This is a genomic window from Mixta sp. Marseille-Q2659 (assembly GCF_940807255.1).
GTDB lineage: Bacteria > Pseudomonadota > Gammaproteobacteria > Enterobacterales > Enterobacteriaceae > Mixta.
This window is the reverse complement of sequence record NZ_CALNWY010000011.1, coordinates 84,029-107,669: the sequence shown is the minus strand read 5'-3', so window position 1 is coordinate 107,669 and position 23,641 is coordinate 84,029. Positions and strand designations below refer to the sequence as shown.

21 protein-coding genes, 2 pseudogenes and 1 other annotated feature are annotated in these 23,641 nt (G+C 49.6%); of the genes and pseudogenes, 12 read left to right on the top strand and 11 right to left on the bottom strand.

What is annotated here, in order from left to right; translation table 11 throughout:
* Nucleotides 1–12: 12 nt before the first annotated feature.
* From P3C52_RS10355 to P3C52_RS10345, 3 genes are all read right to left on the bottom strand, one after another.
* The gene (locus tag P3C52_RS10355; RefSeq protein ID WP_275554922.1) at nt 13–558 is read right to left on the bottom strand and encodes a YfaZ family outer membrane protein; all 546 of its coding nucleotides are present in this window, start codon (nt 556–558) and stop codon (nt 13–15) included.
* A 245-nt stretch (nt 559–803) separates the two neighbouring features.
* Nucleotides 804–2,165 carry an APC family permease gene (locus P3C52_RS10350; RefSeq protein ID WP_275554921.1) on the bottom strand — a complete coding sequence of 454 codons (1,362 nt, stop codon included), beginning with the start codon at nt 2,163–2,165 and terminating at the stop codon, nt 804–806.
* Between the two features lie 442 nt (nt 2,166–2,607).
* Entirely contained in the window at nt 2,608–4,026 is a 1,419-nt protein-coding gene (locus P3C52_RS10345) for a glutamine synthetase family protein (protein WP_275554938.1), read from the bottom strand.
* A gap of 210 nt (nt 4,027–4,236) precedes the next feature.
* Here P3C52_RS10345 and puuD point away from each other — a divergent pair, with 210 nt between their 5' ends.
* The 3 genes and pseudogenes from puuD to P3C52_RS10330 all read left to right on the top strand — a co-directional run bounded on the left by puuD (nt 4,237) and on the right by P3C52_RS10330 (nt 6,844).
* Nucleotides 4,237–4,995 carry a gamma-glutamyl-gamma-aminobutyrate hydrolase gene (gene puuD / locus P3C52_RS10340; RefSeq protein ID WP_275554920.1) on the top strand — a complete coding sequence of 253 codons (759 nt, stop codon included), beginning with the start codon at nt 4,237–4,239 and terminating at the stop codon, nt 4,993–4,995.
* Nucleotides 4,992–5,549: an HTH-type transcriptional regulator PuuR gene (gene puuR, locus P3C52_RS10335; protein WP_275554919.1), complete on the top strand. Its 558-nt coding sequence runs from the start codon at nt 4,992–4,994 to the stop codon at nt 5,547–5,549. Before puuD ends, puuR begins: the two co-directional genes overlap by 4 nt.
* Nucleotides 5,550–5,567: 18 nt before the next feature.
* Nucleotides 5,568–6,844: pseudogene (locus P3C52_RS10330) on the top strand (FAD-binding oxidoreductase).
* Nucleotides 6,845–6,870: 26 nt separating this feature from the next.
* Here P3C52_RS10330 and P3C52_RS10325 read toward each other — a convergent pair.
* Nucleotides 6,871–7,695, bottom strand: coding sequence for an SDR family oxidoreductase (locus tag P3C52_RS10325; RefSeq protein WP_275554918.1), 825 nt, complete (start codon nt 7,693–7,695; stop codon nt 6,871–6,873).
* A 170-nt stretch (nt 7,696–7,865) separates the two neighbouring features.
* Between P3C52_RS10325 and hisL the strand changes: the two genes are divergently transcribed.
* The 9 genes and pseudogenes from hisL to hisIE all read left to right on the top strand — a co-directional run bounded on the left by hisL (nt 7,866) and on the right by hisIE (nt 15,118).
* Complete coding sequence (hisL, locus tag P3C52_RS10320; protein WP_100396937.1) at nt 7,866–7,913, top strand: his operon leader peptide; 48 nt, start codon at nt 7,866–7,868, stop codon at nt 7,911–7,913.
* Nucleotides 7,889–8,007 (top strand) — a sequence feature (His leader region). It overlaps the preceding gene by 25 nt.
* A gap of 44 nt (nt 8,008–8,051) precedes the next feature.
* Nucleotides 8,052–8,951, top strand: a complete 900-nt coding sequence (hisG, locus tag P3C52_RS10315; protein WP_275554917.1) for an ATP phosphoribosyltransferase — start codon at nt 8,052–8,054, stop codon at nt 8,949–8,951.
* 4 nt (nt 8,952–8,955) lie between these two features.
* Nucleotides 8,956–10,261, top strand: a pseudogene (gene hisD / locus P3C52_RS10310) (histidinol dehydrogenase).
* Nucleotides 10,258–11,343: a histidinol-phosphate transaminase gene (gene hisC, locus P3C52_RS10305; protein ID WP_275554916.1), complete on the top strand. Its 1,086-nt coding sequence runs from the start codon at nt 10,258–10,260 to the stop codon at nt 11,341–11,343. The pseudogene hisD and the gene hisC overlap by 4 nt, the downstream one beginning before the upstream one ends.
* Nucleotides 11,344–11,345: 2 nt before the next feature.
* On the top strand, nt 11,346–12,413 hold the full coding sequence (gene hisB / locus P3C52_RS10300; RefSeq protein WP_275554915.1) for a bifunctional histidinol-phosphatase/imidazoleglycerol-phosphate dehydratase HisB: 1,068 nt from the start codon (nt 11,346–11,348) through the stop codon (nt 12,411–12,413).
* A complete protein-coding gene (gene hisH, locus P3C52_RS10295) occupies nt 12,413–13,003 on the top strand; it encodes an imidazole glycerol phosphate synthase subunit HisH (protein ID WP_275554914.1) in 591 nt (196 codons plus the stop codon). Before hisB ends, hisH begins: the two co-directional genes overlap by 1 nt.
* 2 nt (nt 13,004–13,005) lie before the next feature.
* Complete coding sequence (gene hisA, locus P3C52_RS10290; RefSeq protein ID WP_275554913.1) at nt 13,006–13,743, top strand: 1-(5-phosphoribosyl)-5-[(5-phosphoribosylamino)methylideneamino]imidazole-4-carboxamide isomerase; 738 nt, start codon at nt 13,006–13,008, stop codon at nt 13,741–13,743.
* A complete protein-coding gene (gene hisF / locus P3C52_RS10285; RefSeq protein WP_275554912.1) occupies nt 13,725–14,501 on the top strand; it encodes an imidazole glycerol phosphate synthase subunit HisF in 777 nt (258 codons plus the stop codon). Before hisA ends, hisF begins: the two co-directional genes overlap by 19 nt.
* Nucleotides 14,495–15,118 (top strand): bifunctional phosphoribosyl-AMP cyclohydrolase/phosphoribosyl-ATP diphosphatase HisIE, encoded by a 624-nt coding sequence (gene hisIE, locus P3C52_RS10280; RefSeq protein WP_275554911.1) that lies wholly within the window; start codon nt 14,495–14,497, stop codon nt 15,116–15,118. Before hisF ends, hisIE begins: the two co-directional genes overlap by 7 nt.
* Before the next feature lie 106 nt (nt 15,119–15,224).
* Here hisIE and wzzB read toward each other — a convergent pair whose 3' ends face one another.
* The 7 genes from wzzB to P3C52_RS10245 all read right to left on the bottom strand — a co-directional run bounded on the left by wzzB (nt 15,225) and on the right by P3C52_RS10245 (nt 23,640).
* Nucleotides 15,225–16,244 carry an LPS O-antigen chain length determinant protein WzzB gene (gene wzzB, locus P3C52_RS10275; protein WP_275554910.1) on the bottom strand — a complete coding sequence of 340 codons (1,020 nt, stop codon included), beginning with the start codon at nt 16,242–16,244 and terminating at the stop codon, nt 15,225–15,227.
* A gap of 138 nt (nt 16,245–16,382) precedes the next feature.
* Complete coding sequence (gene gndA / locus P3C52_RS10270; protein ID WP_275554909.1) at nt 16,383–17,789, bottom strand: NADP-dependent phosphogluconate dehydrogenase; 1,407 nt, start codon at nt 17,787–17,789, stop codon at nt 16,383–16,385.
* Between the two features lie 490 nt (nt 17,790–18,279).
* Nucleotides 18,280–19,362 carry a hypothetical protein gene (locus tag P3C52_RS10265; RefSeq protein WP_275554908.1) on the bottom strand — a complete coding sequence of 361 codons (1,083 nt, stop codon included), beginning with the start codon at nt 19,360–19,362 and terminating at the stop codon, nt 18,280–18,282.
* Entirely contained in the window at nt 19,355–20,440 is a 1,086-nt protein-coding gene (locus tag P3C52_RS10260) for a glycosyltransferase family 4 protein (protein ID WP_275554907.1), read from the bottom strand. The genes P3C52_RS10265 and P3C52_RS10260 overlap by 8 nt, the downstream gene beginning before the upstream one ends.
* Nucleotides 20,437–21,543 (bottom strand): glycosyltransferase family 4 protein, encoded by a 1,107-nt coding sequence (locus P3C52_RS10255; protein ID WP_275554906.1) that lies wholly within the window; start codon nt 21,541–21,543, stop codon nt 20,437–20,439. The genes P3C52_RS10260 and P3C52_RS10255 overlap by 4 nt, the downstream gene beginning before the upstream one ends.
* Nucleotides 21,540–22,817, bottom strand: coding sequence for a hypothetical protein (locus tag P3C52_RS10250; protein WP_275554905.1), 1,278 nt, complete (start codon nt 22,815–22,817; stop codon nt 21,540–21,542). Before P3C52_RS10250 ends, P3C52_RS10255 begins: the two co-directional genes overlap by 4 nt.
* The gene (locus tag P3C52_RS10245; RefSeq protein ID WP_275554904.1) at nt 22,804–23,640 is read right to left on the bottom strand and encodes a glycosyltransferase; all 837 of its coding nucleotides are present in this window, start codon (nt 23,638–23,640) and stop codon (nt 22,804–22,806) included. Before P3C52_RS10245 ends, P3C52_RS10250 begins: the two co-directional genes overlap by 14 nt.
* Nucleotide 23,641 lies beyond the last annotated feature (1 nt).

Sequence of the window (23,641 nt, the reverse complement as noted above, 5' to 3'; positions counted from 1 at the left end):
TTAAACCAGCGATCAGAAGCGCAGAGAGGCGCCGATGTAAGGGCCGTCGGCCAGTACGTTATCCTTACGATCGCCTTTATTATTCAGCTCAGCATATTTATAGCCCACGCGCACGTTCAGCAGTGAGATCGGCGTAAAGCTGATGCCGCCGGAGGCTTCCTGATAACTGTCCAGGTGATCGGTGAAGGCTTCCGGCGAGTAGTAATATTCACCGTACAGACCGATCATTTTGGTTACCGGAATGCTGACGCCAGCGCCTACCGCAGCAGCAAAGCCATCTTTACCATCTTCCGGATCGATCCACATCGCCTTGATGCCCGGCGTCAGGAAAATTGAGCCGATTTCAACGTTATAACCCAGACGCAGACCAGAAACATCGCCATCGTGGTCGCTGCGCATCCAGTTACCAGAGAGGCTCAGGCCCGGTGACGTGGTTCCCAGTCCAACGTTCAGGTTGGTGTAATGCTCACCCACATCAACGCTGCCTTCGATAGCCTGGGCCGAACCCGCTGCCATTGCCAGCGCCAGCGCGCTGCTTACCACTACTTTTTTAAACATTGCCAACTCCATTCATTCAGGCAGTAATTGCTGGCGCAGGTTAACGAAGCGCGCAGCCGGTTACAAGGTCTTTTGCTTTAGTCGGAAATGTCCGAAAGTAGCCTTTTCGCTGACTTACCGGAGCAGTGACGGATAATGGTTGATGTTCGCTCTCTCCAGCGCTAAACAGGCAACGGCCCTGTTCGCGCCATAAAAAAGGCCAGACTGCTGTCTGGCCTCACTCTACTTTAGCGCTTCAGGAAGAATCAGAGCGACTCTTCGCTATACTGCGGCACCGGGTTGCGGAAGCTGCGGGTCACCACGGCGAGATAGATAATCCCTACCGCTGCCCAAATCAGCCCCAGCACCATCGAACTCTCTTCGAGGTTAATCCACAGCGCACCCACCGTCAGCGCGCCGCACAGCGGCAGCACCAGATAGTTGAAGTTATCCTTCAGCGTTTTGTAGCGCTTCTCACGGATCCAGAACTGGGCGATTACCGACAGGTTAACGAAGGTAAACGCCACCAGCGCGCCGAAGTTAACCAGCGCAGTGGCGGTGACCAGGTCAAAGCGGATTGCCAGCAGGGCAATTGCGCCCACCAGCACCACGTTCAGCGCTGGCGTACGCCATTTCGGATGCACATAGCCGAAGAAGCGCTCCGGGAACACACCGTCGCGGCCCATAACGTACATCAGACGGCTCACGCCCGCATGCGCCGCCATGCCGGAAGCCAGCACCGTTACGCAGGAGAAGATCAGAATGCCGAACTGGAAGGTTTTACCCGCCACGTAAAGCATGATTTCCGGCTGTGAAGCATCGGGGTCTTTAAAGCGCGAAATATCCGGGAAATAGAGCTGCAGGAAGTACGACACCGCGATAAAGATGATGCCGCCGACCAGCGCCGTCAGGAAAATCGCTTTCGGGATGACGCGCTCAGCATCTTTGGTCTCTTCCGAGAGCGAGCTGATACCGTCAAAGCCGAGGAACGAGAAGCAAAGTATCGTCGCACCGGTAATCATCGGCACCACGTGCGCATCTTCCGACCAGAACGGACGGCTGCTGACCAGCGTGCCCGCGCCTTCGCCGTGCGCCACGCCATAAATCACCATACAGACCAGCGCGATAATCACCGCGACCTGCATAATGACGATAACGCTATTAAAGTTGGCGACGGTTTTAATACCGCGCAGGTTGGTCAGGGTCATAAAGCCCACCAACAGCACCACAAAAATCCAGGACGGAATGCCCGGCAGCAGTGCTTCAAAATAGATTTTCGCCAGCAGAATGTTGATCATCGGCATAAACAGATAATCAAGCAGCGATGCCCAGCCCACCATAAAGCCAACGTGCGGGCTAATGGTTTTCTGCGCGTAGGTATAAGCGGAGCCCGCAGATGGGAAGCGGTTTACCAGCTTACCGTAGCTCAGCGCAGTAAACAGGATAGCGATCAGCGCAAAGGCATAGGCGGTAGCAACGTGGCCGCCGGTCAGGCCGGATACGATACCGAACGTATCAAACAGCGTCATTGGCTGGATATAGGCCAGGCCGATCATTACCACAGGTAATAATGTCAGCGTTTTTTTCAGATGGGTGCGTGGCTGTTCAGCATTAACATTATGCGTCATGGCGTTGTCCCCCCATAGCGGCGGCCTGATTAAGGCGGACCACAGGGAAACTTCGCGCTAAGCGAGAAATCATTTTCAGAGGCGTGAGCGAAAGAGCGTGGACGGCAGAGCCGTTGGCACCATAGTCATCACGGAGTCGGACACCGGCGAAAGCCAGTGCGAAGTTAGCGAGTTGCCCCATCTTGTTTTCCTCAAAACTACACGGTGAACGTGTTTTATATGTGTATCTATCCGGTACGCCGACCGGCCTCTTGTATGAATGAGTCTGATTAAATGCAAAAAAATAACCGACGCCTGAAGCGCCGGTTATTTTCCTTTTTTGCAGGGCGCATATTTTGCCCTGCTGTCAGGTCGATGACAAGATGTTGTGACCTTCAGATACAATTTCTTTTACTGTCATTAACGTCGGCAAAAAACATTACCCGGCAGGCAAAGAAAAGCCTCAGGCATTTTTTAACATCCAGTCAATCTCTGTCGCAGTGATCAGCCGTTCAAACTGCATCAGTTCATGATGTTTGCAGCTGTGCCAGACAAAGCTAAAACGCTCGCCCAACAGATCCTGTAATGCCCGATTGCGGGCGAAAATATCCAGCGCTTCACTCTGGCGTACCGGCAACGGCGCGCCCTGTGCGTTATGGCCATTACCGGTCACCGGCGGCGGAAGCGGCAGCTGATTATCCAGTCCGTGCAGGATACCGGCGAAAATTGCCGACATCACCAGCCAGGGGTTGGCGTCGGCGCCAGCCACGCGATATTCCACGCGGCGGTTTTCCAGGTCGCCGCAGGGAATGCGCAGCGCGACGGTGCGGTTGTTATGGCCCCAGGAGGCCTGCATCGGTACCCAGGATTCAGGACAAAAACGGCGATAGGCGTTGACGTTCGGTGCCAGCAGCGCCATCGAGGCTGGCATCAGATCGATCATGCCAGCCAGCGCGCGCTTCATTAACGGCGAATCGCTGCCGTCGTCACAGGCGAAGGCGTTGTGATCGGCGGTATCCAGCATGCTGATATGCACGTGCATTCCGCTGCCAGCGTACTCTTCATAGGGTTTCGCCATAAAGGTGGCGGTCATGCCGTGATTTTCCGCAACCTGACGAATCAGCCTTTTTAGCTGGAGCGCATGATCGCAGGCGCTCAGCACGTTACGCGTATGGCGCAGGTTGATTTCGAACTGACCAGGCGACGCCTCCGCCAGCGCGCCGTCGGCGGGAATGCCCTGCAGCCGTGCCAGCCGGTCAATATCGCCCAGCACATGGGCAAAATGATCGAGGTTGTCAACGGAATAGACCTGGCTCTGCATGCTGCGTTCATCGCTGCCCGGCGTACAGGGCGGTTGAATATAGCCGTCGTGATCGCGCTGTTTATCGACCAGATAGAACTCCAGCTCTACCGCTACCACCGGAAACAATCCGCGATTGCGCAAGCGCTGCCAGAGATTGTTAAGAACATTTCGGGGTTCAACGTCAAAGGGAGTGCCATCTTGGTTGCGCATGGTCAGCAGCAGCTGAGCAATGCGGTCGGGATCGGAAGCGGAAGGAACCAGCGTGCCCTCGACGGGCAGACAAATATTATCCGGCTCGCCCAGCGCCTGGCCTAAACCAGCCTGCTCGACGGTGTTGCCCAAAATATCCATCGCAAAGACCGAGGCCGGGAAGTAACAGCCTTTTTCCAGCTTCGCCAGACTGTCTATCGGAATACGTTTACCGCGAAAAATACCGTTTAGATCGTTAAGCAGAATATCGACATATTGCGTTTCAGGATAGCGTTCCAGATAAGCTTCTATCTCATTCTGGAACGCGCTGGTTCGCATCTCTTCACTATGTCTTGTGAAGTCTTCTACTTCTACCAGGTTTGTCATGATCCCACCCGCCATTTACCGTTCAGAAAAGTTGTGCGTGCTGCTCAAAATAACGGCCATATTTAGAACATAGTCATAAGACAAAAAGTGTGCAAATGTTACAGAGCGGTTTGAATATTGAACAAAGCCTGACTAGATTGAAAATATATTGTACAGATTCGGGTTTCTGACGCGCTTTTGTCAGAAATATTGACCAGTCGGAGCGGGGTTGGCGTGGACAGAATAATGGACAGACCGCTGATCGGCGTGGTGATGTGCCACACCTTAAAAGAGGGCCATCCCACTTATGTACTTCATCAAAAGTATCTCAACGCCATTATGGATGCCGGTGGCGTTGCCATTGCCCTGCCGCATCGTCCGGGCCTGGGCGAGATCATCGCCCACCGCACCTTGCCCTTGCTGGATGGCCTGCTGCTGCCCGGCAGTCCCAGTAATATCGAACCCTGGCGCTACGCAGGTACTGAGCAGGAAGCGCATGCCGATCCGGGGCGCGATGAGCTGGCGCTGGCGTTGATCGATCGGGCGCTGGCGCTGCACCTGCCGCTGCTGGCGATCTGTCGCGGTATGCAGGAGCTGGTGGTGGCGACCGGCGGCGTCTTACATCGTCAGTTACCAAATGAACAGATTCAACACTATGCCGACACCGATGCGCCGCTGGAGGAACAGTATGCCCCTGCACATCATATTACGCTGACGCCGGAAGGGAAGCTGGCGCATCTGCTGCGCGGTGCCACCTCGCTTCAGGTTAATTCGCTGCATCAGCAGGGCATCACGGAAACCGGGCCGCGGCTGCAGGCGGAAGCGATAGCGGAAGATGGCGTGATTGAAGCCGTCAGCGTGCCCAATCATCCGTTTGCCATCGGCGTGCAGTGGCATCCTGAATGGCGCTATCAACACTCTGAGGCCTCATCCCAACTGTTTGAGGCTTTTATTCACGCCTGTCATCACTATCGCAAGGAAAAACGGCTATGAACGAAGCGACTCTGGCCCCCGGACGACGTCTGTCGCAGATCCGCCAGGAGTTAGGTTTGTCACAGCGGCGCGTGGCGGAACTTGCCGGCCTGACGCACAGCGCCATCAGTACGATTGAACAGGATAAAGTCAGCCCGGCGGTCAGCACGCTGCAAAAGCTGCTGACGGTATACGGGCTGTCGCTGTCGGAGTTTTTCTCGGAGACGGTGAAAAATACGCCGCCCAAAATTGTGATTGAGCCGCAGGAGCTGATTGATATTGGCAGCCAGGGCGTCTCGCTGAAGCTGATTCATAACGGCAACGCCAGTCATAATCTGGCAATGCTGCTGGAAACCTATGAGCCGGGATCGACCACCGGAGAAAAGATCCGTCATCCGGGCGAAGAGACCGGCACGCTGCTGGAGGGCGAAATCACCCTGACTATCGGCGGGCAATGTTATCAGCTGCACGCCGGTCAGAGCTACGTTATCGATACCGGTCTGCCGCACAGCTTCAGTAACACCTCGAATCGGGTCTGTCGAATTGTCAGCGCCCACACGCCCGCCAACTTCTGAGCGATTAAGGAGACCGCAGTGAATTATGTGGACAGCTATTATGCCGCGACGATAAATCAGCATCAGCCCTGGCCGCAGCTGGATGGCTCGGTGCAGTGCGATGTCTGTATTATCGGCGCAGGATTTACCGGTCTCTCCTCGGCGCTGTTTTTAACCGAAGCGGGTTATGACGTGGTGGTGCTGGAGGCGGCGCGCGTCGGCTTCGGTGCCAGCGGCCGCAACGGCGGCCAGGTGGTGAATTCCTACAGCCGCGATATTGATGTGATTGAGCAGCGCTACGGCACAGATGCGGCGCGGATGCTGGGCAGCATGATGTTCGAAGGCGCCGACATTATTCGCGATCGCATCGATCGTTACGCTATCGCTTGCGACTATCGTCCCGGCGGCATATTTGCGGCGCTGAACGCCCGTCAGATGCAGCATCTGCGTGCGCAGCAGCGGCTGTGGGAGCGCTACGGCAACGATCAACTGGAGCTGCTGGACGAGCGCGGCATCCGGCGCGCTATCGCTACCGAGCGCTACGTGGGCGGCCTGCTGGATCGGCGCGGCGGTCATCTGCATCCGCTCAATCTGGCGCTGGGCGAAGCGGAAGCTATTCGTCGGCACGGCGGACGGATTTAGAACAGTCGGCGGTGGAAAAAGTGATTTACGGCACGCCGAATCTGGTTAAAACCGCACGCGGCGACGTGAGTGCGAAGTTTGTGATTTTTGCTGGCAATGCCTATCTGGCGCCGGAGCTGGAGCCGCGTCTTAGCCGCAAAAGCATGCCCTGCGGCTCGCAAATTGTCACCACCGATCCGTTAAGCGCCGACCAGGCGCTGGCGCTGCTGCCGGATAATTACTGCGTAGAAGATTGTAATTACCTGCTGGACTATTTTCGTTTAACCGCCGATAACCGTCTGCTGTACGGCGGCGGCGTGATTTACGGCGCGCGCGAACCGCAGGATATTGCCGCGCTGATCCGCCCTAAGCTGTTAAAAACCTTTCCTCAGCTGCAAAACGTGAAGCTCAGCCACGGCTGGAGCGGTAATTTTTTGCTGACGCTGTCCCGTATGCCGCAGCTGGGACGGCTGGATAAGCAGGTCTATTACATTCAGGGCGACAGCGGTCACGGCGTGACCTTTACCCATCTGGCGGGCAAGCTGGTGGCGGAAACGCTGCGCGGCGACGCCGAACGCTTTGATGCCTTCGCTCGCCTGCCGCACCTGCCCTTCCCCGGCGGACGCCGCTTTAAAGTGCCGCTAACCGCCGTCGGCGCCGCCTGGTATGCGCTGCGCGACCGGCTTGGCGTGTAGCTTTACCGGCTGTGGCCCCGCTGGTCTTAACCCAGCGGCATGGTCATCGGATCGGGATAGCGATACTCAAATCCCAGCTCATCGCAGATTTTACTGCCGTCGATAAGTTTTCCGCTCTTGTTACCGGCAGGCGAAAAGGTTGGCGGCGTCAGTCCCAGCTGCTGCGCGACCGCCGGATAAAACTGCTCACGCGCCGGATGGCGCGGCGCGCAAAGGTTGTAAATATGACCGCCTTTCGGCGTTTGCAGCAGCAGAGCGATCGCTTCCACCACATCATCCAGATGCACCAGGTTGACGCCATGTTCGCCGTCCGGCACATCGCTTTTCCCGGCCAGAAAGCGGCCCGGATGACGTTTCGGCCCAACCAGTCCGGCGAGGCGCAGAATATCTACCGAGGTGCCCGGTAAATCGTGCAGCCAGTTTTCCAGCGCCACCAGCGTCTCGCCGGCCACGGTAACCGGACGCAGCGGGCTTTGTTCTTTCATCATTCCTCCCGCATTGCCGTACACGGAGGTTGAGCTGGTAAAAATGATGCGCGGCACGTTAAACGCCAGTGCGCTGTCGACCAGGTTTTGCACCGCGCGCAGATAGTTTTCGCCGCCCTCTGCGGTACGGCTGGCGGGCAGCGTCACCACCAGCGCATCCACCGACAGCAACGCTTCCAGTTCGTCCGCATCGCATTCCAGTTCCGGCGTTAAGGCCAGCAGACAGCTCTCAATGCCGCACATGCGCGCCGCTTCGACGCCGTCCGGCGTGGTTTTGCTGCCGGTTACCTGCCAGCCGCGCGCCGTTAACGCCGTCGCCAGCGGCATACCCAGCCATCCCAGACCTACAATCGCGACTTTTTTCATTGCTGCTCCTGACTCTGTTATCAATTTAACATTAAGGCTACGTCAGGCTCCGCCAGGAGACAATCTACTCAGCAAAAGAGATTTATTGCGGATGGAAAAAAACGGTTGCTTACGCGCCTTATCTCCGCTAGGTTAACTGACAGGCAAATGAATATACATGCAGAGAATTTATGACACGCGTTCAGTTCAACCATCATCATCACCATCACCCTGACTAGTCTTTCAGGCGATGTGTGCTGGAAGACATTTGATCTTCCAGTGGTGCAGAGCGCAAATGGCCCCCGGAAGATCTTCTTCCGGGGGCTTTTTTTTGGCTGACTGCAACAGACAGGAAAGATAACAAGAGGACTGGAGAGATGTTAGATAACACCCGTTTACGCATAGCTATGCAAAAATCAGGTCGTTTAAGCGATGAATCACGCGAGCTGCTGGCACGCTGCGGCATTAAAATTAACCTGCAACAGCAGCGCCTGATCGCCTTCGCTGAGAATATGCCCATCGATATTCTGCGTGTGCGTGATGATGATATTCCGGGCCTGGTGATGGATGGCGTGGTGGACCTCGGCATTGTGGGTGAAAACGTGCTGGAAGAAGAGCTGCTGAACCGCCGCGCCCAGGGCGAAGATCCGCGCTATTTTACCCTGCGCCGCCTCGATTTCGGCGGCTGCCGCCTGTCGCTGGCGATGCCGGTTGATGATGAATATACCGGCGTGCAGTGTCTGCAAGGCTCCCGTATCGCCACCTCCTATCCTCACCTGCTGAAACAGTATCTCGATAAACAGGGCGTCGCCTTTAAATCCTGTCTGCTTAACGGCTCCGTCGAGGTGGCACCGCGCGCCGGTCTGGCCGACGCCATCTGCGATCTGGTTTCAACCGGCGCTACGCTGGAAGCCAACGGCCTGCGTGAAGTGGAAGTCATCTATCGCTCAAAAGCGGTGCTGATCCAGCGTGACGGCGAACTTTCCGCCGCCAAACAAGAATTGGTCGATAAGCTGATGACCCGTATTCAGGGCGTGATCAAAGCGCGTGAATCGAAATACATTATGCTGCACGCGCCAAGCGAACGTCTGGAAGAAGTGATTGCGCTGTTGCCGGGCGCCGAGCGTCCAACAGTGCTGCCACTGGCAGGCGATCAAAGCCGCCTGGCAATGCATATGGTCAGCAGCGAAACCCTGTTCTGGGAAACCATGGAAAAACTGAAAGCGCTGGGCGCCAGTTCCATTCTGGTGCTGCCGATTGAGAAGATGATGGAGTAACGCCATGAGCCGCTTTGACACGCTTACAGACTGGCAGCAGTGCGATGAAGCCCAGCAGCAGGCGCTGCTGACGCGTCCGGCAATTTCCGCCTCGGACAACATTACCCAAACGGTGCAATCTATCCGCGCGCGTGCGCGCAGCGGGTGACGCCGCGCTGCGTGAATACAGCGCCGCCTTTGATAAAACGCAGGTTGATGCGCTACGCGTTAGCGCCACGCAAATTGCCGAAGCGGCTGCACGGCTCGATGATGATGTAAAACAGGCGATGGCGGTAGCCGTCGCGAATATCGAAACTTTTCACCGCGCCCAGCAACTGCCCGCCGTCGATGTTGAAACCCAGCCGGGTGTGCGTTGCCAGCAGGTTACCCGTCCGATTCGTTCGGTCGGCCTCTATATTCCCGGTGGCTCGGCGCCGCTCTTCTCTACCGTGCTGATGCTGGCTACGCCGGCGCGCATTGCCGGTTGCGGACGCATAGTGCTTTGCTCGCCACCGCCGATCGCCGATGAAATTCTCTATGCCGCCCAGCTGTGCGGCGTGCAGGAAGTGTTCCAGGTCGGCGGCGCGCAGGCGATCGCCGCCCTCGCCTTCGGCACGGAGTCGGTACCGAAAGTGGATAAAATTTTCGGCCCCGGCAACGCCTGGGTTACTGAAGCCAAACGTCAGGTCAGTCAGCGTCTCGACGGCGCGGCGATTGATATGCCCGCTGGTCCGTCCGAAGTACTGGTGATTGCGGATGATGACGCTACACCCGCCTTTGTTGCCTCCGATCTGTTGTCACAGGCGGAACACGGCCCCGATTCACAGGTTATTTTACTGACGCCGTCGCGCCGTCTGGCGCAGGCAGTGGCCGAGGCGGTGGAAGCGCAGCTGGCGCAGTTGCCGCGCGCTGCCACCGCGCGTCAGGCGCTCGCCAGCAGCCGGCTGATCGTGACGCGCGATTTGCAGCAGTGCATTGAGATTTCTAACCGCTACGGGCCGGAACACCTGATTATCCAGACGCGCCAGCCGCGTGAACTGGTCGATCAGATAACCAGCGCCGGTTCGGTCTTTCTCGGCGACTGGTCGCCGGAATCAGCGGGCGACTACGCCTCCGGTACCAACCACGTTCTGCCGACCTATGGCTATACCGCCACCTGCTCCAGCCTTGGGCTGGCCGATTTTCAAAAGCGCATGACGGTGCAGGAACTGACGCCGCAGGGTTTTCTGAACCTGGCCCCGACCATTGAAACGCTGGCGGCGGCGGAACAGCTGATCGCCCACAAAAATGCCGTTACGCTGCGCGTTGCCGCGCTGAAGGAGCAAGCATGAGCCTGAATGTAGCTGAACTGGCGCGCGCTAATGTGCGTGCGCTGACGCCTTATCAGTCGGCGCGTCGCCTTGGCGGTAACGGCGATGTCTGGCTGAATGCCAATGAATATCCGCTGCCGGTGCCGTTTGAACTCTCACAGAACAGCCTGAACCGTTACCCGGAGTGCCAACCAAAGCAGGTCATTGAGCGCTACGCCGCCTATGCCGGACTGGCGCCGGATCAGGTGCTGGTCAGCCGCGGCGCTGATGAAGGGATTGAGCTGCTGATCCGCGCGTTTTGCGAGCCGGGTCAGGATGCGATTCTGTTCTGTCCGCCCACCTACGGCATGTATAGCGTCAGCGCCGAAACCATCGGCGTGGAGTACCGCACCGTGCCCGCCTTAGAGAACTGGCAGCTGAACCTGCCCGCCATCAGGGACGCGCTGGAGGGGGTGAAGCTGGTCTATATGTGCAGCCCGAATAACCCGACCGGCAACCTGATTGATGCGGAGGATATTCGCCAGCTACTGGAAATGACGCGCGGCAAGGCGCTGGTGGTAGCGGACGAAGCCTATATTGAGTTCTGTCCGCAGGCGACGCTGGCGGGCTGGATCGCTGAGTATCCGCATCTGGTGGTGCTGCGTACACTGTCAAAAGCTTTCGCGCTGGCGGGCCTGCGTTGCGGCTTTACCCTGGCGAACGCGGCGGTAATTGAGCTACTGCTGAAGGTGATTGCCCCCTATCCGCTTTCCACGCCGGTGGCTGATATTGCCGCGCAGGCGTTAAGCGTGGAAGGCATTACCCTGATGCGCCAGCACGTTATCGAACTGAACGCCAGCCGCGCCTGGCTGATTGCGGCGCTACAACAGCAGCCTTGCGTAGAGCAGGTTTTCCCCAGCGAAACCAACTATATCCTGGCGCGCTTTACCGACTCCGCTACCGTCTTTAAAACGCTGTGGGATCAGGGCATTATCCTGCGTGATCAAAACAAAAACCTGGGGCTTGCCGGCTGCCTGCGCATCTCTGTCGGCACCCAAAACGAATGCGAGCGGCTGATCGCCGCCCTGAACGCCTTACCCGGCGCCGCCGGTATTGTGGAGTAAGCATGAGTCAGAAAACCCTTTTTATCGATCGCGACGGCACCCTTATCAGCGAGCCCCCGCAGGATTTTCAGGTGGATCGCATGGAGAAGCTGGCCTTTGAGCCAGATGTGATTCCGGCGCTGCTCGCGTTGCAAAAGGCGGGCTACCAGCTGGTGATGATCACCAATCAGGATGGTCTCGGCACCGCCAGTTTTCCGCAGGCCGATTTTGACGGCCCGCATAACCTGATGATGCAGATCCTCACTTCGCAAGGCGTGCGCTTTGACGACATCCTTATCTGCCCGCACCTGCCCGCCGACAACTGCGACTGTCGCAAGCCGAAAACCAAACTGGTGGAAGCCTGGCTGGCTGAAAACGTGCTGGATAAAGAGAACAGCTATGTGATTGGCGATCGGGCGACCGATATTGAGCTGGCGCAAAACATGGGCATTCAGGGCTTACGCTACAGCCAGGATGGTCTGGACTGGAACGCCATCAGCCAGAAGCTGACCCAACGCGACCGCTATGCGAAGGTCAACCGCAATACCAAAGAGACGCAGATTGAAATCGAGGTTTGGCTGGATCGCGAAGGCGGCAGCAAGATCAATACCGGCGTAGGGTTCTTCGATCATATGCTGGATCAAATCGCCACTCACGGCGGACTGCGCATGAATATCGAGGTGAAGGGCGACCTTTATATCGACGATCACCACACGGTGGAAGATACCGGGCTGGCGCTGGGCGAAGCGCTGCTGAAGGCGCTGGGCGACAAGCGCGGCATCGGCCGCTTCGGCTTTGTGCTGCCGATGGATGAATGCCTGGCGCGCTGCGCGCTGGATATTTCCGGCCGCCCGCACCTGGAATTTAAGGCGGAATTCAACTATCAGCGCGTCGGCGATCTGAGTACCGAGATGGTGGAACATTTCTTCCGCTCCCTCTCCTATTCCATGGCCAGCACGCTGCACCTGAAAACCAAAGGCAAAAACGATCATCACCGCGTGGAAAGCCTGTTTAAAGCCTTTGGCCGTACGCTGCGCCAGGCGATTCGCGTCGAAGGCAATACTTTGCCGAGTTCGAAAGGAGTGCTGTGATGAACGTCGTCATTCTTGATACCGGCTGCGCTAACCTCTCCTCGGTAAAAGCGGCCGTTCAGCGCCTGGGCTATCAGCCGCAGGTCAGCCGCGAGGCGGATGTTGTGCTGCAGGCAGATAAGCTTTTTCTGCCGGGCGTCGGCACCGCTCAGGCGGCGATGGATCAGCTACGTGAGCGCAAGCTGGTAGAGTTGATTAAAGCCTGTACTCAACCCACGCTCGGCATTTGCCTTGGAATGCAGCTGCTCGGCAGCGGCAGTGATGAAAATGGCGGCGTAACAACTTTAGGCATTATCGACCAGCCGGTAGCGCTGATGAAAGATGAAGGCCTGCCGCTTCCGCACATGGGCTGGAACCGTGTGACGCCAAAGGCGGGCGAGCATCTGTTTCGCGGGATTGAAGATGACAGCTGGTTCTACTTTGTTCACAGCTACGCCATGCCGGTGAACGCTTATACCATTGCCCAATGCCAGTATGGCCAGCCGTTTACCGCCGCAGTACAGAAAGATAATTTCTACGGCGTCCAGTTCCACCCTGAGCGCTCCGGCAAAGCGGGCGCGCAGCTGCTGAAAAATTTCCTGGAGATGTAAGGATGATTATCCCGGCGTTAGATTTAATTGATGGAAAAGTGGTGCGGTTGCATCAGGGTGATTACACACAGCAGCGCGATTATGGCAGCGATCCGCTGCCGCGCTTACAGGATTATCAGCAGCAGGGCGCGCAGCTGCTGCACCTGGTGGATCTGACCGGCGCGAAAGATCCGGCGGCGCGTCAGCTTTCGCTGCTGAAAAAACTGCTGGCGGGCGTTGAGGTGCCGGTACAGGTTGGCGGCGGCATCCGCAGCCGCGACGATGTCGCCGCGCTGCTGGAAGCTGGCGCATCACGCGTGGTGGTCGGCTCGACGGCAGTCAGGCAGCCAGAAGAGGTGCAGCGCTGGTTTAGCGAGTTCGGCGCGCAGGCCATTGTACTGGCACTGGATGTGCGCATCGACGCCAGTAATCGCAAAGAAGTGGCGATCAGCGGCTGGCAGGAAGCGGCGGGCGTCACGCTGGAACAGGTTATTGAGCAGTTTCTGCCTGTCGGCCTGCAGCACGTTCTTTGCACCGATATATCACGCGACGGCACGCTGAGTGGCTCTAACGTAACGCTCTATCAGGAAGTCTCCGCGCGCTTTCCGCAGGTGGCGTTTCAGTCATCCGGCGGCATTGGCTCGCTGGCGGATATCGCCGCCCTGCGCGGCAGCGGCGCTCAGGGCGTGATTGTCGGTCGCGCCCTGCTGGAAGAAAAATTCACGGTTTCGGAGGCGATTTTATGCTGGCAAAACGGATAATCCCCTGTCTCGACGTGCGCGATGGCCAGGTAGTCAAAGGCGTACAGTTCCGCAATCACGAAATCATCGGCGACATTGTGCCGCTGGCGCAGCGTTATGCGGAAGAAGGCGCGGATGAGCTGGTATTTTATGATATTACCGCCTCCAGCGACGGACGCGTGGTGGATAAAAGCTGGGTGACGCGTGTGGCCGAAGTGATCGATATTCCCTTCTGCGTCGCCGGCGGCATTAAAAGTATTGAGGACGCGGCGCAAATTTTATCGTTTGGCGCCGACAAGATTTCCATCAACTCACCGGCGCTGGCCGATCCTGAGCTGATTACGCGGCTGGCCGATCGTTTTGGCGTGCAGTGCATCGTGGTCGGCATTGATACCTGGTATGACGAACAGAGCGGAAAATATCACGTTAATCAATATACCGGCGACGAAGCGCGCACGCGGGTCACGCAGTGGGAAACGCTGGATTGGGTGCAGGAAGTGCAGAAGCGCGGCGCCGGAGAAATCGTGCTGAACATGATGAATCAGGATGGCGTGCGCAACGGTTACGATTTAATTCAGCTGCAAAAAGTGCGCGAAGTCTGCAAGGTTCCGCTAATCGCGTCCGGCGGCGCGGGCACCATGGAACACTTCCTGGCAGCTTTCCGCGATGCCAACGTCGACGGTGCGTTGGCTGCTTCGGTATTCCATAAACAAATTATCAATATCGGCGAACTGAAACGGTTCCTGATTGAACAAGGCCTGGAGATCCGCCCGTGTTAACAGAACAACAGCTTTCCCAACTGGATTGGGAGAAAACCGACGGCATGATGCCGGTGATTGTCCAGCATCAGGTCTCCGGCGAAGTACTTATGCACGGCTATATGAATCCTGAGGCACTGCAGAAAACGCTGAGTGAAAAAAAGGTGACCTTCTGGTCGCGTACCAAACAGCGTTTATGGACCAAAGGCGAAACCTCCGGCCATTTCCTGCATGTAGCGAGCATTACGCCCGACTGCGACAACGATACGCTGCTGGTGCTGGCGCAGCCGGACGGCCCAACCTGCCACCTTGGCACCTCGAGCTGCTTCTCCCCTGCTGCGCCAGACTGGACTTTTCTTTATCAGCTGGAACAGCTTTTAACCGCCCGCAAGCAGGCCGATCCTGACAGCTCTTATACCGCTAAGCTTTACGCCAGCGGCACCAAACGCATCGCGCAGAAAGTGGGGGAAGAAGGCGTGGAAACCGCACTGGCCGCCACGGTTAACGATCGACATGAACTGACGAACGAAGCCTCTGACCTGCTCTATCACCTGCTGGTGCTATTGCAGGATCAGGATCTCGATCTGAGCGCGATTATTAATAATTTGCGTGCGAGACATAAGGCCCAGGAAAAATAATCAACCGGCTTGCGAGGTACGGCTCCGTAAACCTTTTGCGAAGCTAACCTGAGGCTAATAGTAAAAAACCCGGCATTAAGCCGGGTTTCTTTTTATCAAGATGACGTTATGCGGATTGCTTGCGCTGACGGTAAGCCACTGTCATATTGCGGCCCAGCACAACAGCGGAACCGACGATACCGCCCAACAGCACCGCCAGTACCAGCGTCAGACCTTTCTTAGGACTGTCGCGACGGATAGGCAAATCAGGCTGCATGATATAACGGAAAGATTGCAGGTTATCTACCTGGATTTTTAAATCTTTAATCAGGCGCAGCGCGCGCTGCGTGGCGTAATAGTTATCGTCCAGCGGCAACGGTTTAGTCGCTTCGTTAGCAATCGCAGCAGAAAGCGCCTTAGTACCCAGCAGATAAAGCGTATCGTCAGAGAGGAACTCCGCCTGCGTCAGCTGAGAAGTTGTAATACCAGAGCCTTCGGCGACTTTCAGCGCCTGTTTTAACGCATCAACACGCTGCTCTTTCTTATCTTCCGCCACTTTCAGCTGCGAAGTCAGCGAGTCATTCAGCTCTCGTGATTTAACTTCCAGGTTGTGCTTAATATCCGCACCGTAGTCATCAACCACCTCATCGTTAACCAACTTGATATAGTGCGTAACCTGCGCCTGCGCCTCTTTGGCGGACTCGGCAGTGAACTTGATACTCAGCGGATCGTTCTGTCCGGCGGTGACTGGCGCAACTTTTAAATCCAGCGGCTGCTCCAGATTTTGTAAGGATCCGGACAGTGCATTAATGGAGGCGCTGAAGCGGCCAAAAAGCTGGCGCTGTAATTCTGCGATACCGGGTTTATCCTGCGGCGATTGGGAATAGAGTACGTTCAGTGCAGCATTATAGTTGGCGACCTGACCGGCACTGGGCTGCGTCACTATCGCTTCTGATGTCCACTTCTCTTTGGCAACAAAAAGGTAAGCGACCGCCAGTAACAAAAACAAGATAACGGTGGCGATAATGATTTTTTTGCCGTTCCACAGCTGAGCTACCACATCCAGCAGGTCAAGCTCATCATCATGGTTATAAAAGGTTTGACGAAGTAAAGACTGATCCGTGGGTGTCTTATTTTCTTGATTCATGTTTCGGGTTTGCTCAACTCATTAATTGAAAAGCGGAATAATAAACGCTGGGGGAAAACAATAGCAAAAGGATGGGTAAAGCGTTATCTGAAATCAATAAAAAACCTCCCACAGGGAGGTTTTTTAAACAAAACGGGATTAATCCAACCATTCGGTGTGGAAGACGCCCTCTTTGTCGATGCGCTTATAGGTATGCGCACCAAAGTAGTCACGCTGCGCCTGGATCAGGTTCGCTGGCAGCACCGCAGAACGGTAGCTGTCGTAGTAAGCGATGGCCGCAGAGAAGGTTGGTGTTGGGATACCGTTCTGTACCGCATAAGCGACGACATCACGCAGAGCCTGCTGGTATTCATCAGCGATGTTTTTGAAGTAAGGCGCCAGCAGCAGGTTCGCGATGTCCGGGGTTTCTTTATAGGCATCGGTAATTTTCTGCAGGAACTGGGCGCGGATGATGCAGCCAGCACGGAAAATTTTCGCGATTTCGCCGTAGTTCAGATCCCAGTTGTATTGATCGGAAGCCGCTTTCAGCTGAGAGAAGCCCTGCGCATAGGAAACAATTTTACCCAGGTAAAGCGCGCGACGCACTTTCTCAATAAACTCAGCTTTGTCACCGCTGAACGCCTGCGCGGTCGGACCGCTCAGCACTTTCGAAGCCGCAACGCGCTGAGTTTTTAGGGAAGAAAGGTAGCGAGCAAATACAGACTCGGTGATCAGCGACAGCGGTTCGCCCAGATCCAGTGAACTCTGGCTGGTCCATTTGCCGGTGCCTTTGTTAGCCGCTTCATCCAGGATCACATCAACCAGGTAGTTACCCTGTTCATCTTTTTTGGTGAAGATGTCTTTGGTGATATCGATCAGATAGCTGCTCAGTTCGCCTTCGTTCCATTCGCTGAAGGTTTTAGCCAGATCTTCGTTGCTCAGGCCCAGAGCGTTTTTAAGCAAAGAGTACGCTTCTGCGATCAGCTGCATATCGCCATACTCGATGCCGTTATGTACCATTTTTACATAGTGGCCAGCGCCGTCCGGACCGATATAGGTCACGCAAGGCTCGCCTTCTGCGCGTGCGGCAATTTTGTCCAGGATCGGCGCAACCAGCTCATAAGCTTCTTTCTGACCGCCAGGCATAATAGACGGCCCTTTCAGCGCGCCCTCTTCACCACCGGATACGCCAGTGCCGATGAAGTTAAAGCCTTGCTCAGAAAGTTCTTTGTTACGACGAATCGTATCTTTATAGAAGGTGTTGCCGCCGTCAATCAGGATATCGCCTTTATCCAGGTGCGGCGTCAGTGAAGCGATAGTTTTATCAGTGGCTTCGCCCGCCTGCACCATCAACAGGATACGGCGCGGTTTTTCCAGTGAATCAACAAACTCTTCAATGGTGTAATAAGGTGCGAGTTTTTTGCCCGGGTTTTCGGCGATAACTTCGTCAGTTTTCTCACGTGAGCGGTTGAAGACGGATACGGTGTAGCCACGGCTCTCGATGTTGAGGGCCAGGTTACGGCCCATCACTGCCATACCTACAACGCCGATCTGTTGCTTGGACATTATTTACTCCTGTCTAAATCTAATGATTTACGCTTATGAGGTAGAATGAGACTTATGTTACTTACAAAAGAAGAATATGAAAAGCTTTAGCTACGATAGGAAAAATTTCATATTGTAATAAAACTTCATTCACGACATTGAGAATAGGCTTTCATATTTTTTAAGGAAATTTATTGCTTATATATTTCTAATGTTTTTTAAGCAATTTTATTACGGGATAAGTCTTAAAGAAAAAGCATTGTTTTTTGCCGCATATAAATCGGCAGTAGAATTCATTTACTAACAATTAATCTTTTATTAATCCCTAAAAATCATTAACCCGGGCAGACAAAAGTAGTTAAATAATTATATTGTGACATTACTCCGCCCCCAATAATTATAAATTACCCCTTAGCGAGTTTAATGTATCTAATAAAATCACTAAACCCAAGTTAATTATATTAAAGCAGCGAATGCCTACCATAAGATGGATTTGAATATGTTCTTTCTTTTAGCCCATAACCCTTGAACGCAAACGTTTTAAAAATTTATTTTTTCTTAACTTCCAATAAGTCCTTCTTAAAAAGAACTCAAAATTAAAATTAAATTTTGAATTTAGCATATTAAGAAGGTTTTTATTTACAAATTCAGCATAATCAATATTTTTGTTTTTGATGATATCAACTTGATCATTAATTACGGTGTAACCGGATACCCTTTTTATTTCGCAACTTTGAAAAGCCATTCTTTTTTCATCTAGAGACACCATGGATTTTATAGTATCTTGAAAATTAATGCCATCATGAAATATCCAACCACTTTGAATAAAAAGAGGAGAATCTCTATATAAAAGTAGGCCTACAGGTTTACCTAAAGACATAGCCTGAAGCATAATTGAACTCGGAGTGGTTATTACAAAACCAACACTCTTGACTACCTCTTCAAATGAACCTTCTGTTTTATTATACCCCGATTCAATTTTAAGAAAATCTATTATTCGCTGATCGAAAATCCTAAAAATATAATCGTAACCGTCTTTATTTAAAGCTAATATTGTTTTCTTTAGAAGGTTACATAATCTTCCGAACTCTTCTGAATCATAATATGCTGTATTGGCGGTTGTAATAAGAAACTTCTCTGTATGCATGTCTTTTTTTATGGAGTGATTAAGGTTATCTAGTGCTGCCTTATTCATTACACGCGGTGGTAAAAACATCAATGCCGTAGTATCGAGTTCGTTAAAATAGAACTTTGCTCTCTCGCCGACCACAGCTATATAGTCAGCGATAATTGGAAAGTAATTATCAAAACCAAGCCTCTGGATGTTTTTATTTTTTGTAAAGTTACTAAACTCACATATACCATCCATCAGCAACATAGTTGGTATATTATTTTTCTTGCAAAGAAAAATTATTTTGTTATAGAGGGATGAAGAGTAAATAGTATAAATTACCAAATCGAATTTTTTTAAAAAAGAAACATTTTTATAAAATTTTGCACCATCAAATTGAAAGTCGACATCCTTAAAAAAAAAAGGATCAAGAATATCTCTATAAAATTCTTTACTTTCTAAGAAAATAATATTTTTAAACATGTCTTTCGACCTCCATTAAAAAATCTTCCTCAAATCTTAAACACTTTGTATCTTCCCCCTTCGCTACTTTCAGATAAGATAGTATTTCATCACCCAAAGTCGAAAAGTCATTATTAATATTTAATAGCAGGCCTTGTGTAATATAATTGAAAGCTTCTAGTATACCACAACGATTATATCCGATGGGTATCAAACCAAATGAAGCGGCTTCAAGATAACTTAATCCATAAGACTCATTTAATTCTGATAGCAGAATATAATAATCATGGAGCATGTAAACTTTCGGCAATTCATTTCGGTCGATAGCACCATAGAACTTTACTTTATCAGAAACAGAAGATAAAGCGACTTTTTGCTTAAACTCAGCCAAGTAACTGCCATCGCCAACTATAGACCAAGTAAATTTAATGTTTTCTTTTGAAAGATGTGTAAAAATAGCCAACATTTTATCATATCCTTTCTCTTTCACAATACGGCTTACAGAAAGGAATTTAAGAGGTGAATCAAGGCTTGAAGGTTTAATTGTTAATTCACCAAAGGCTGTTTTTTTTTCAGATTTATTAATGCCCGAGTGAATTACAAATTGGTTATCCTTTTCTCTAAGTGAATAGAATTCATGATATCTTTGTTTTATATAATCTGATACAAAGATAATGCTTTTTGAGTTATTGATGGCCCTAAAAAAACTATTTTTAAAATCTATAAATTGAAGCCAACTTTTATTTTCATGCAAATATTTTTCTTCGCCATGTATAAAGCATATAGTTTTATTTAATATATCGTCTGAAAAATATCTACCGGCGTTATATATAGCTGCCGGATCATTACAAATTATAGTATCAAATTTTTTATGGTTTAATTTCAACCAAAAGACATAACTCAAAAACCAAGTTTGAGGAGGATATTTATTTACAAAAATTTCATTCGATTTATATAAACTTGATCGCTTTGAAGTTAAAACGAAAGTGCTATAGCCTATCTTTTTCAAGCCATTATATAATGTTAATGCTACTGTTCCGGCACCACCTAAACATGGAGGATATTCATGGCTGAAGATTAGAACTTTCTTATCTTTCATAATTTCTCATATATGTATTTATATTCATTTATCATTTCATCGAATTTGAAATTATCAAGAAGATTCCTATTAGAATTTTCTCCATGTTCTTTAATTAAAGTTTTATTATCAATATATTTTTTTAGGCAATAAGCCAGACCTTCATAATCGGTTGGATTAAATAATAGACCATTATAACTATCTTTTATTATCTCTGGGATACCTTCAACATTACTTGCAATTGAAGGTTTAGAAAAGAACGCAGCTTCAAGTAATACCAATCCAAAAGCTTCATAAATGGAAGGCAAACAAAATACATCAATACGATTATAAAAATTATCTTTATCTGTTACCCACCCAACAAATTCAAAAATATTATCCATATTGTTTTTTTGAACGTAATCCAGACACTCTTTCTTTAATTCCCCATCACCACCGATAATAATTTTAATATTTTTTTCTTTAAAAAAATTATTATTAAGAGCAAAGCGTACCGCTTTACATAAAGTCAAAGGATCTTTTTGCACATCCAGCCTGGACATAAAGCCAAAACATATAACTTCATTAATTTCTTTATTGCAAGGATGTAACCCACTAAAGTTGATACTGTTATGGACTGCTTTTTTTTGTCTGATATGAGGGTAGTATTTTAAATAAAATTTATTAACTGTTATTAAATAGTCAGAAAAAAGGCAACTGAACGCTTCTATCAAAAAGTAGAATATTCTAAAAAAAATTTTTTGATGCTTGTGAAAGGCAATACCATGGACGGTATGCACTATTTTTTTACAGCCAGCTGCTTTGGCAGCAATCCGCGCTACAATGCCTGGCTTGGTAGAATTAGTATGTATAATATCAAATTTTTCTTTTCTAAATATCTTATACAAATCATAAAACGCTTTTAAATCAGTAAGGCATATTTCTCTCCTCAAACTATTAACTATAATTATCTTTATATTATTCTTTTCGCATTCTTTAAGTAACGCCTCCTCTATCGTATAACCACCCCCGAAGATGATAAACTTTTGATATTCCTTATCAAGGTGTGAAAGAATATCAAGACTAACTCGCTGTACACCCGATAATTTAGGTATGACCTGAACATGAACTATTTTCTTGTTCATTTATCCATTCCTGTTTGGTATTTATTATTTTTTATGGCCAAAAGAAACTTTCCTTTGATAACGTAAAGGAATATTAGGAGGTGTACACCAACATTGTATCCCAAGACTTCACCTTTAATATTTAATACTAGCATTAAGCAAAAAATGCAAAAACAGAATCGACCACGATAATGGTACTCCTTCAAAGATGAGTGAAGTATTTTAATCAATAAAAGATCATATAAGATCCAAAATACTCCACCAACACCTACCGATAAAATCATACGCATATAGCCCGCATCGGTATGCATATAGTAGGAACCATCATTATTGACATAGCTGCCGTCCCCATAAAGATACTGAGATTCTTTTAATGGAAAATACATATTTGATAATGCTGTTGTCGATGCAGTTTCCGCACCTTTACCCTGCAGAAAATTGACAAACATTTCGAACGCCCAGTTCATTGCATTCTTCACAAGAGTATTATTGCCATATAAATAAACATATAATAAAAACAGGGATATTATTATCAATATTAACATAAAACGAATAAAAATACTTAAAGTTACTTTCTTCCCTAAAACAAAAATAAGATATAACCCACTAAAAATGAGCCCAATAAAGACGGTGCGTGCAATTGTTACTGATGAAAGTACTATTAAAAAGAAAGGATAAATAGCTCTAATACTTAGTTTCTTATTGCTTATAAAAAACATAAAGAAAATAAAAAACACACAGTAAAGAACTCCGAGGCCAAAATATTGCTGCAATGATAAAGCAAGACCTCTAATACCTAAATTTTTGTCCTGCAGTGCGATTTCCCTCGCACCCTCTGATTGAAAAAATTGAACAAAGTCCCGAACAGGCGCAAATAAAAATGCCAAAACAATAATTATTGCCTGTAATAAAAAAACATTAAACAGTAATCTTTCAAAGTTTATATCTACATTCTTATAGAGCAAATAAATAACTATTAAGGAAAAGATATTAATATAAACGAGGTATGAAAAAAGTGTAATGATAAAGCTAAAGTCATTTACTCCTTTTTCAATAGTACTAATAACATACCAACAAAGTGGTATGAAATATATTATATTTAAAAGAATAAATTCTCTATTACAAAGAATTTTTGAAGTTATATGAAAGAAATTGACATCTAGTATTTTTAAAGAAACAATAACTCCTAACACAAATAAAGAGTTACTTATAAATGGAATCTTAAAATAAAATATAGAAAAAAAGAAAATTATTAATGTAATAGTCTCCCCTTTCTTTTTTTTAATCTCTTCCATTATAAACCCTCCAGATCTTTTTTTTATTCCTCATTTTTGTATAACTATCCAGAACAGGAGATGGCATAAATAGCAATAACAATGCAAAAAACTTATATTTATTGGGGAGGGTTTTAAATTTTTTTATTGCAGACTTTTTATCATGGTTTACTAAACACTCTTTAAATATTATTTCCCTATATTTTTCAGAATTAACTTTACGTACACTGTTTATATTTATTCTGTATCGAAGCAGACTTTGGCCAATGAATTTATATTTTACCTTATTTTGTTTCATCCTTAACCATAAAGCGACATCTTCAATACCATTATCTTTAATATTGTATCCGCCACACTGGAAGAAAAAACATTTTTTAAAAGCAACGGCTGGATGGATAATAAAGTTTTTACCAGGAAGAGAAGATAATATTTTTTCCTCATTTAAATTATGAGGTGAATAACAAATGAAGTCATCATTCATATCAATAAGTATTGAAGCGGATGAGATTAAATCAATTGCGGGATTATTTTTTATAACATCTGCAATTTTTTGTAATCTTTCCGGAGCTGATATGTCGTCGGCATCCATCCTTACTATATATTCATAAGATGACAAATTTATAGCTTCATTTAATGAAGTTATTAGACCTTTGTTTTCCCTGGATCGATATATGATACGTGGGTCTAATGAAGCAAATTCCTTTATGATATCTATTGATTCATCAGTAGAACCATCATCTATAATAATGAACTCAAAATCCTTAAACGATTGTTCTAAAATACTTTCAATCGCTTTTTTTAGGAAAAGCTCCGCATTATAAACAGACATAACTACAGAAAACATA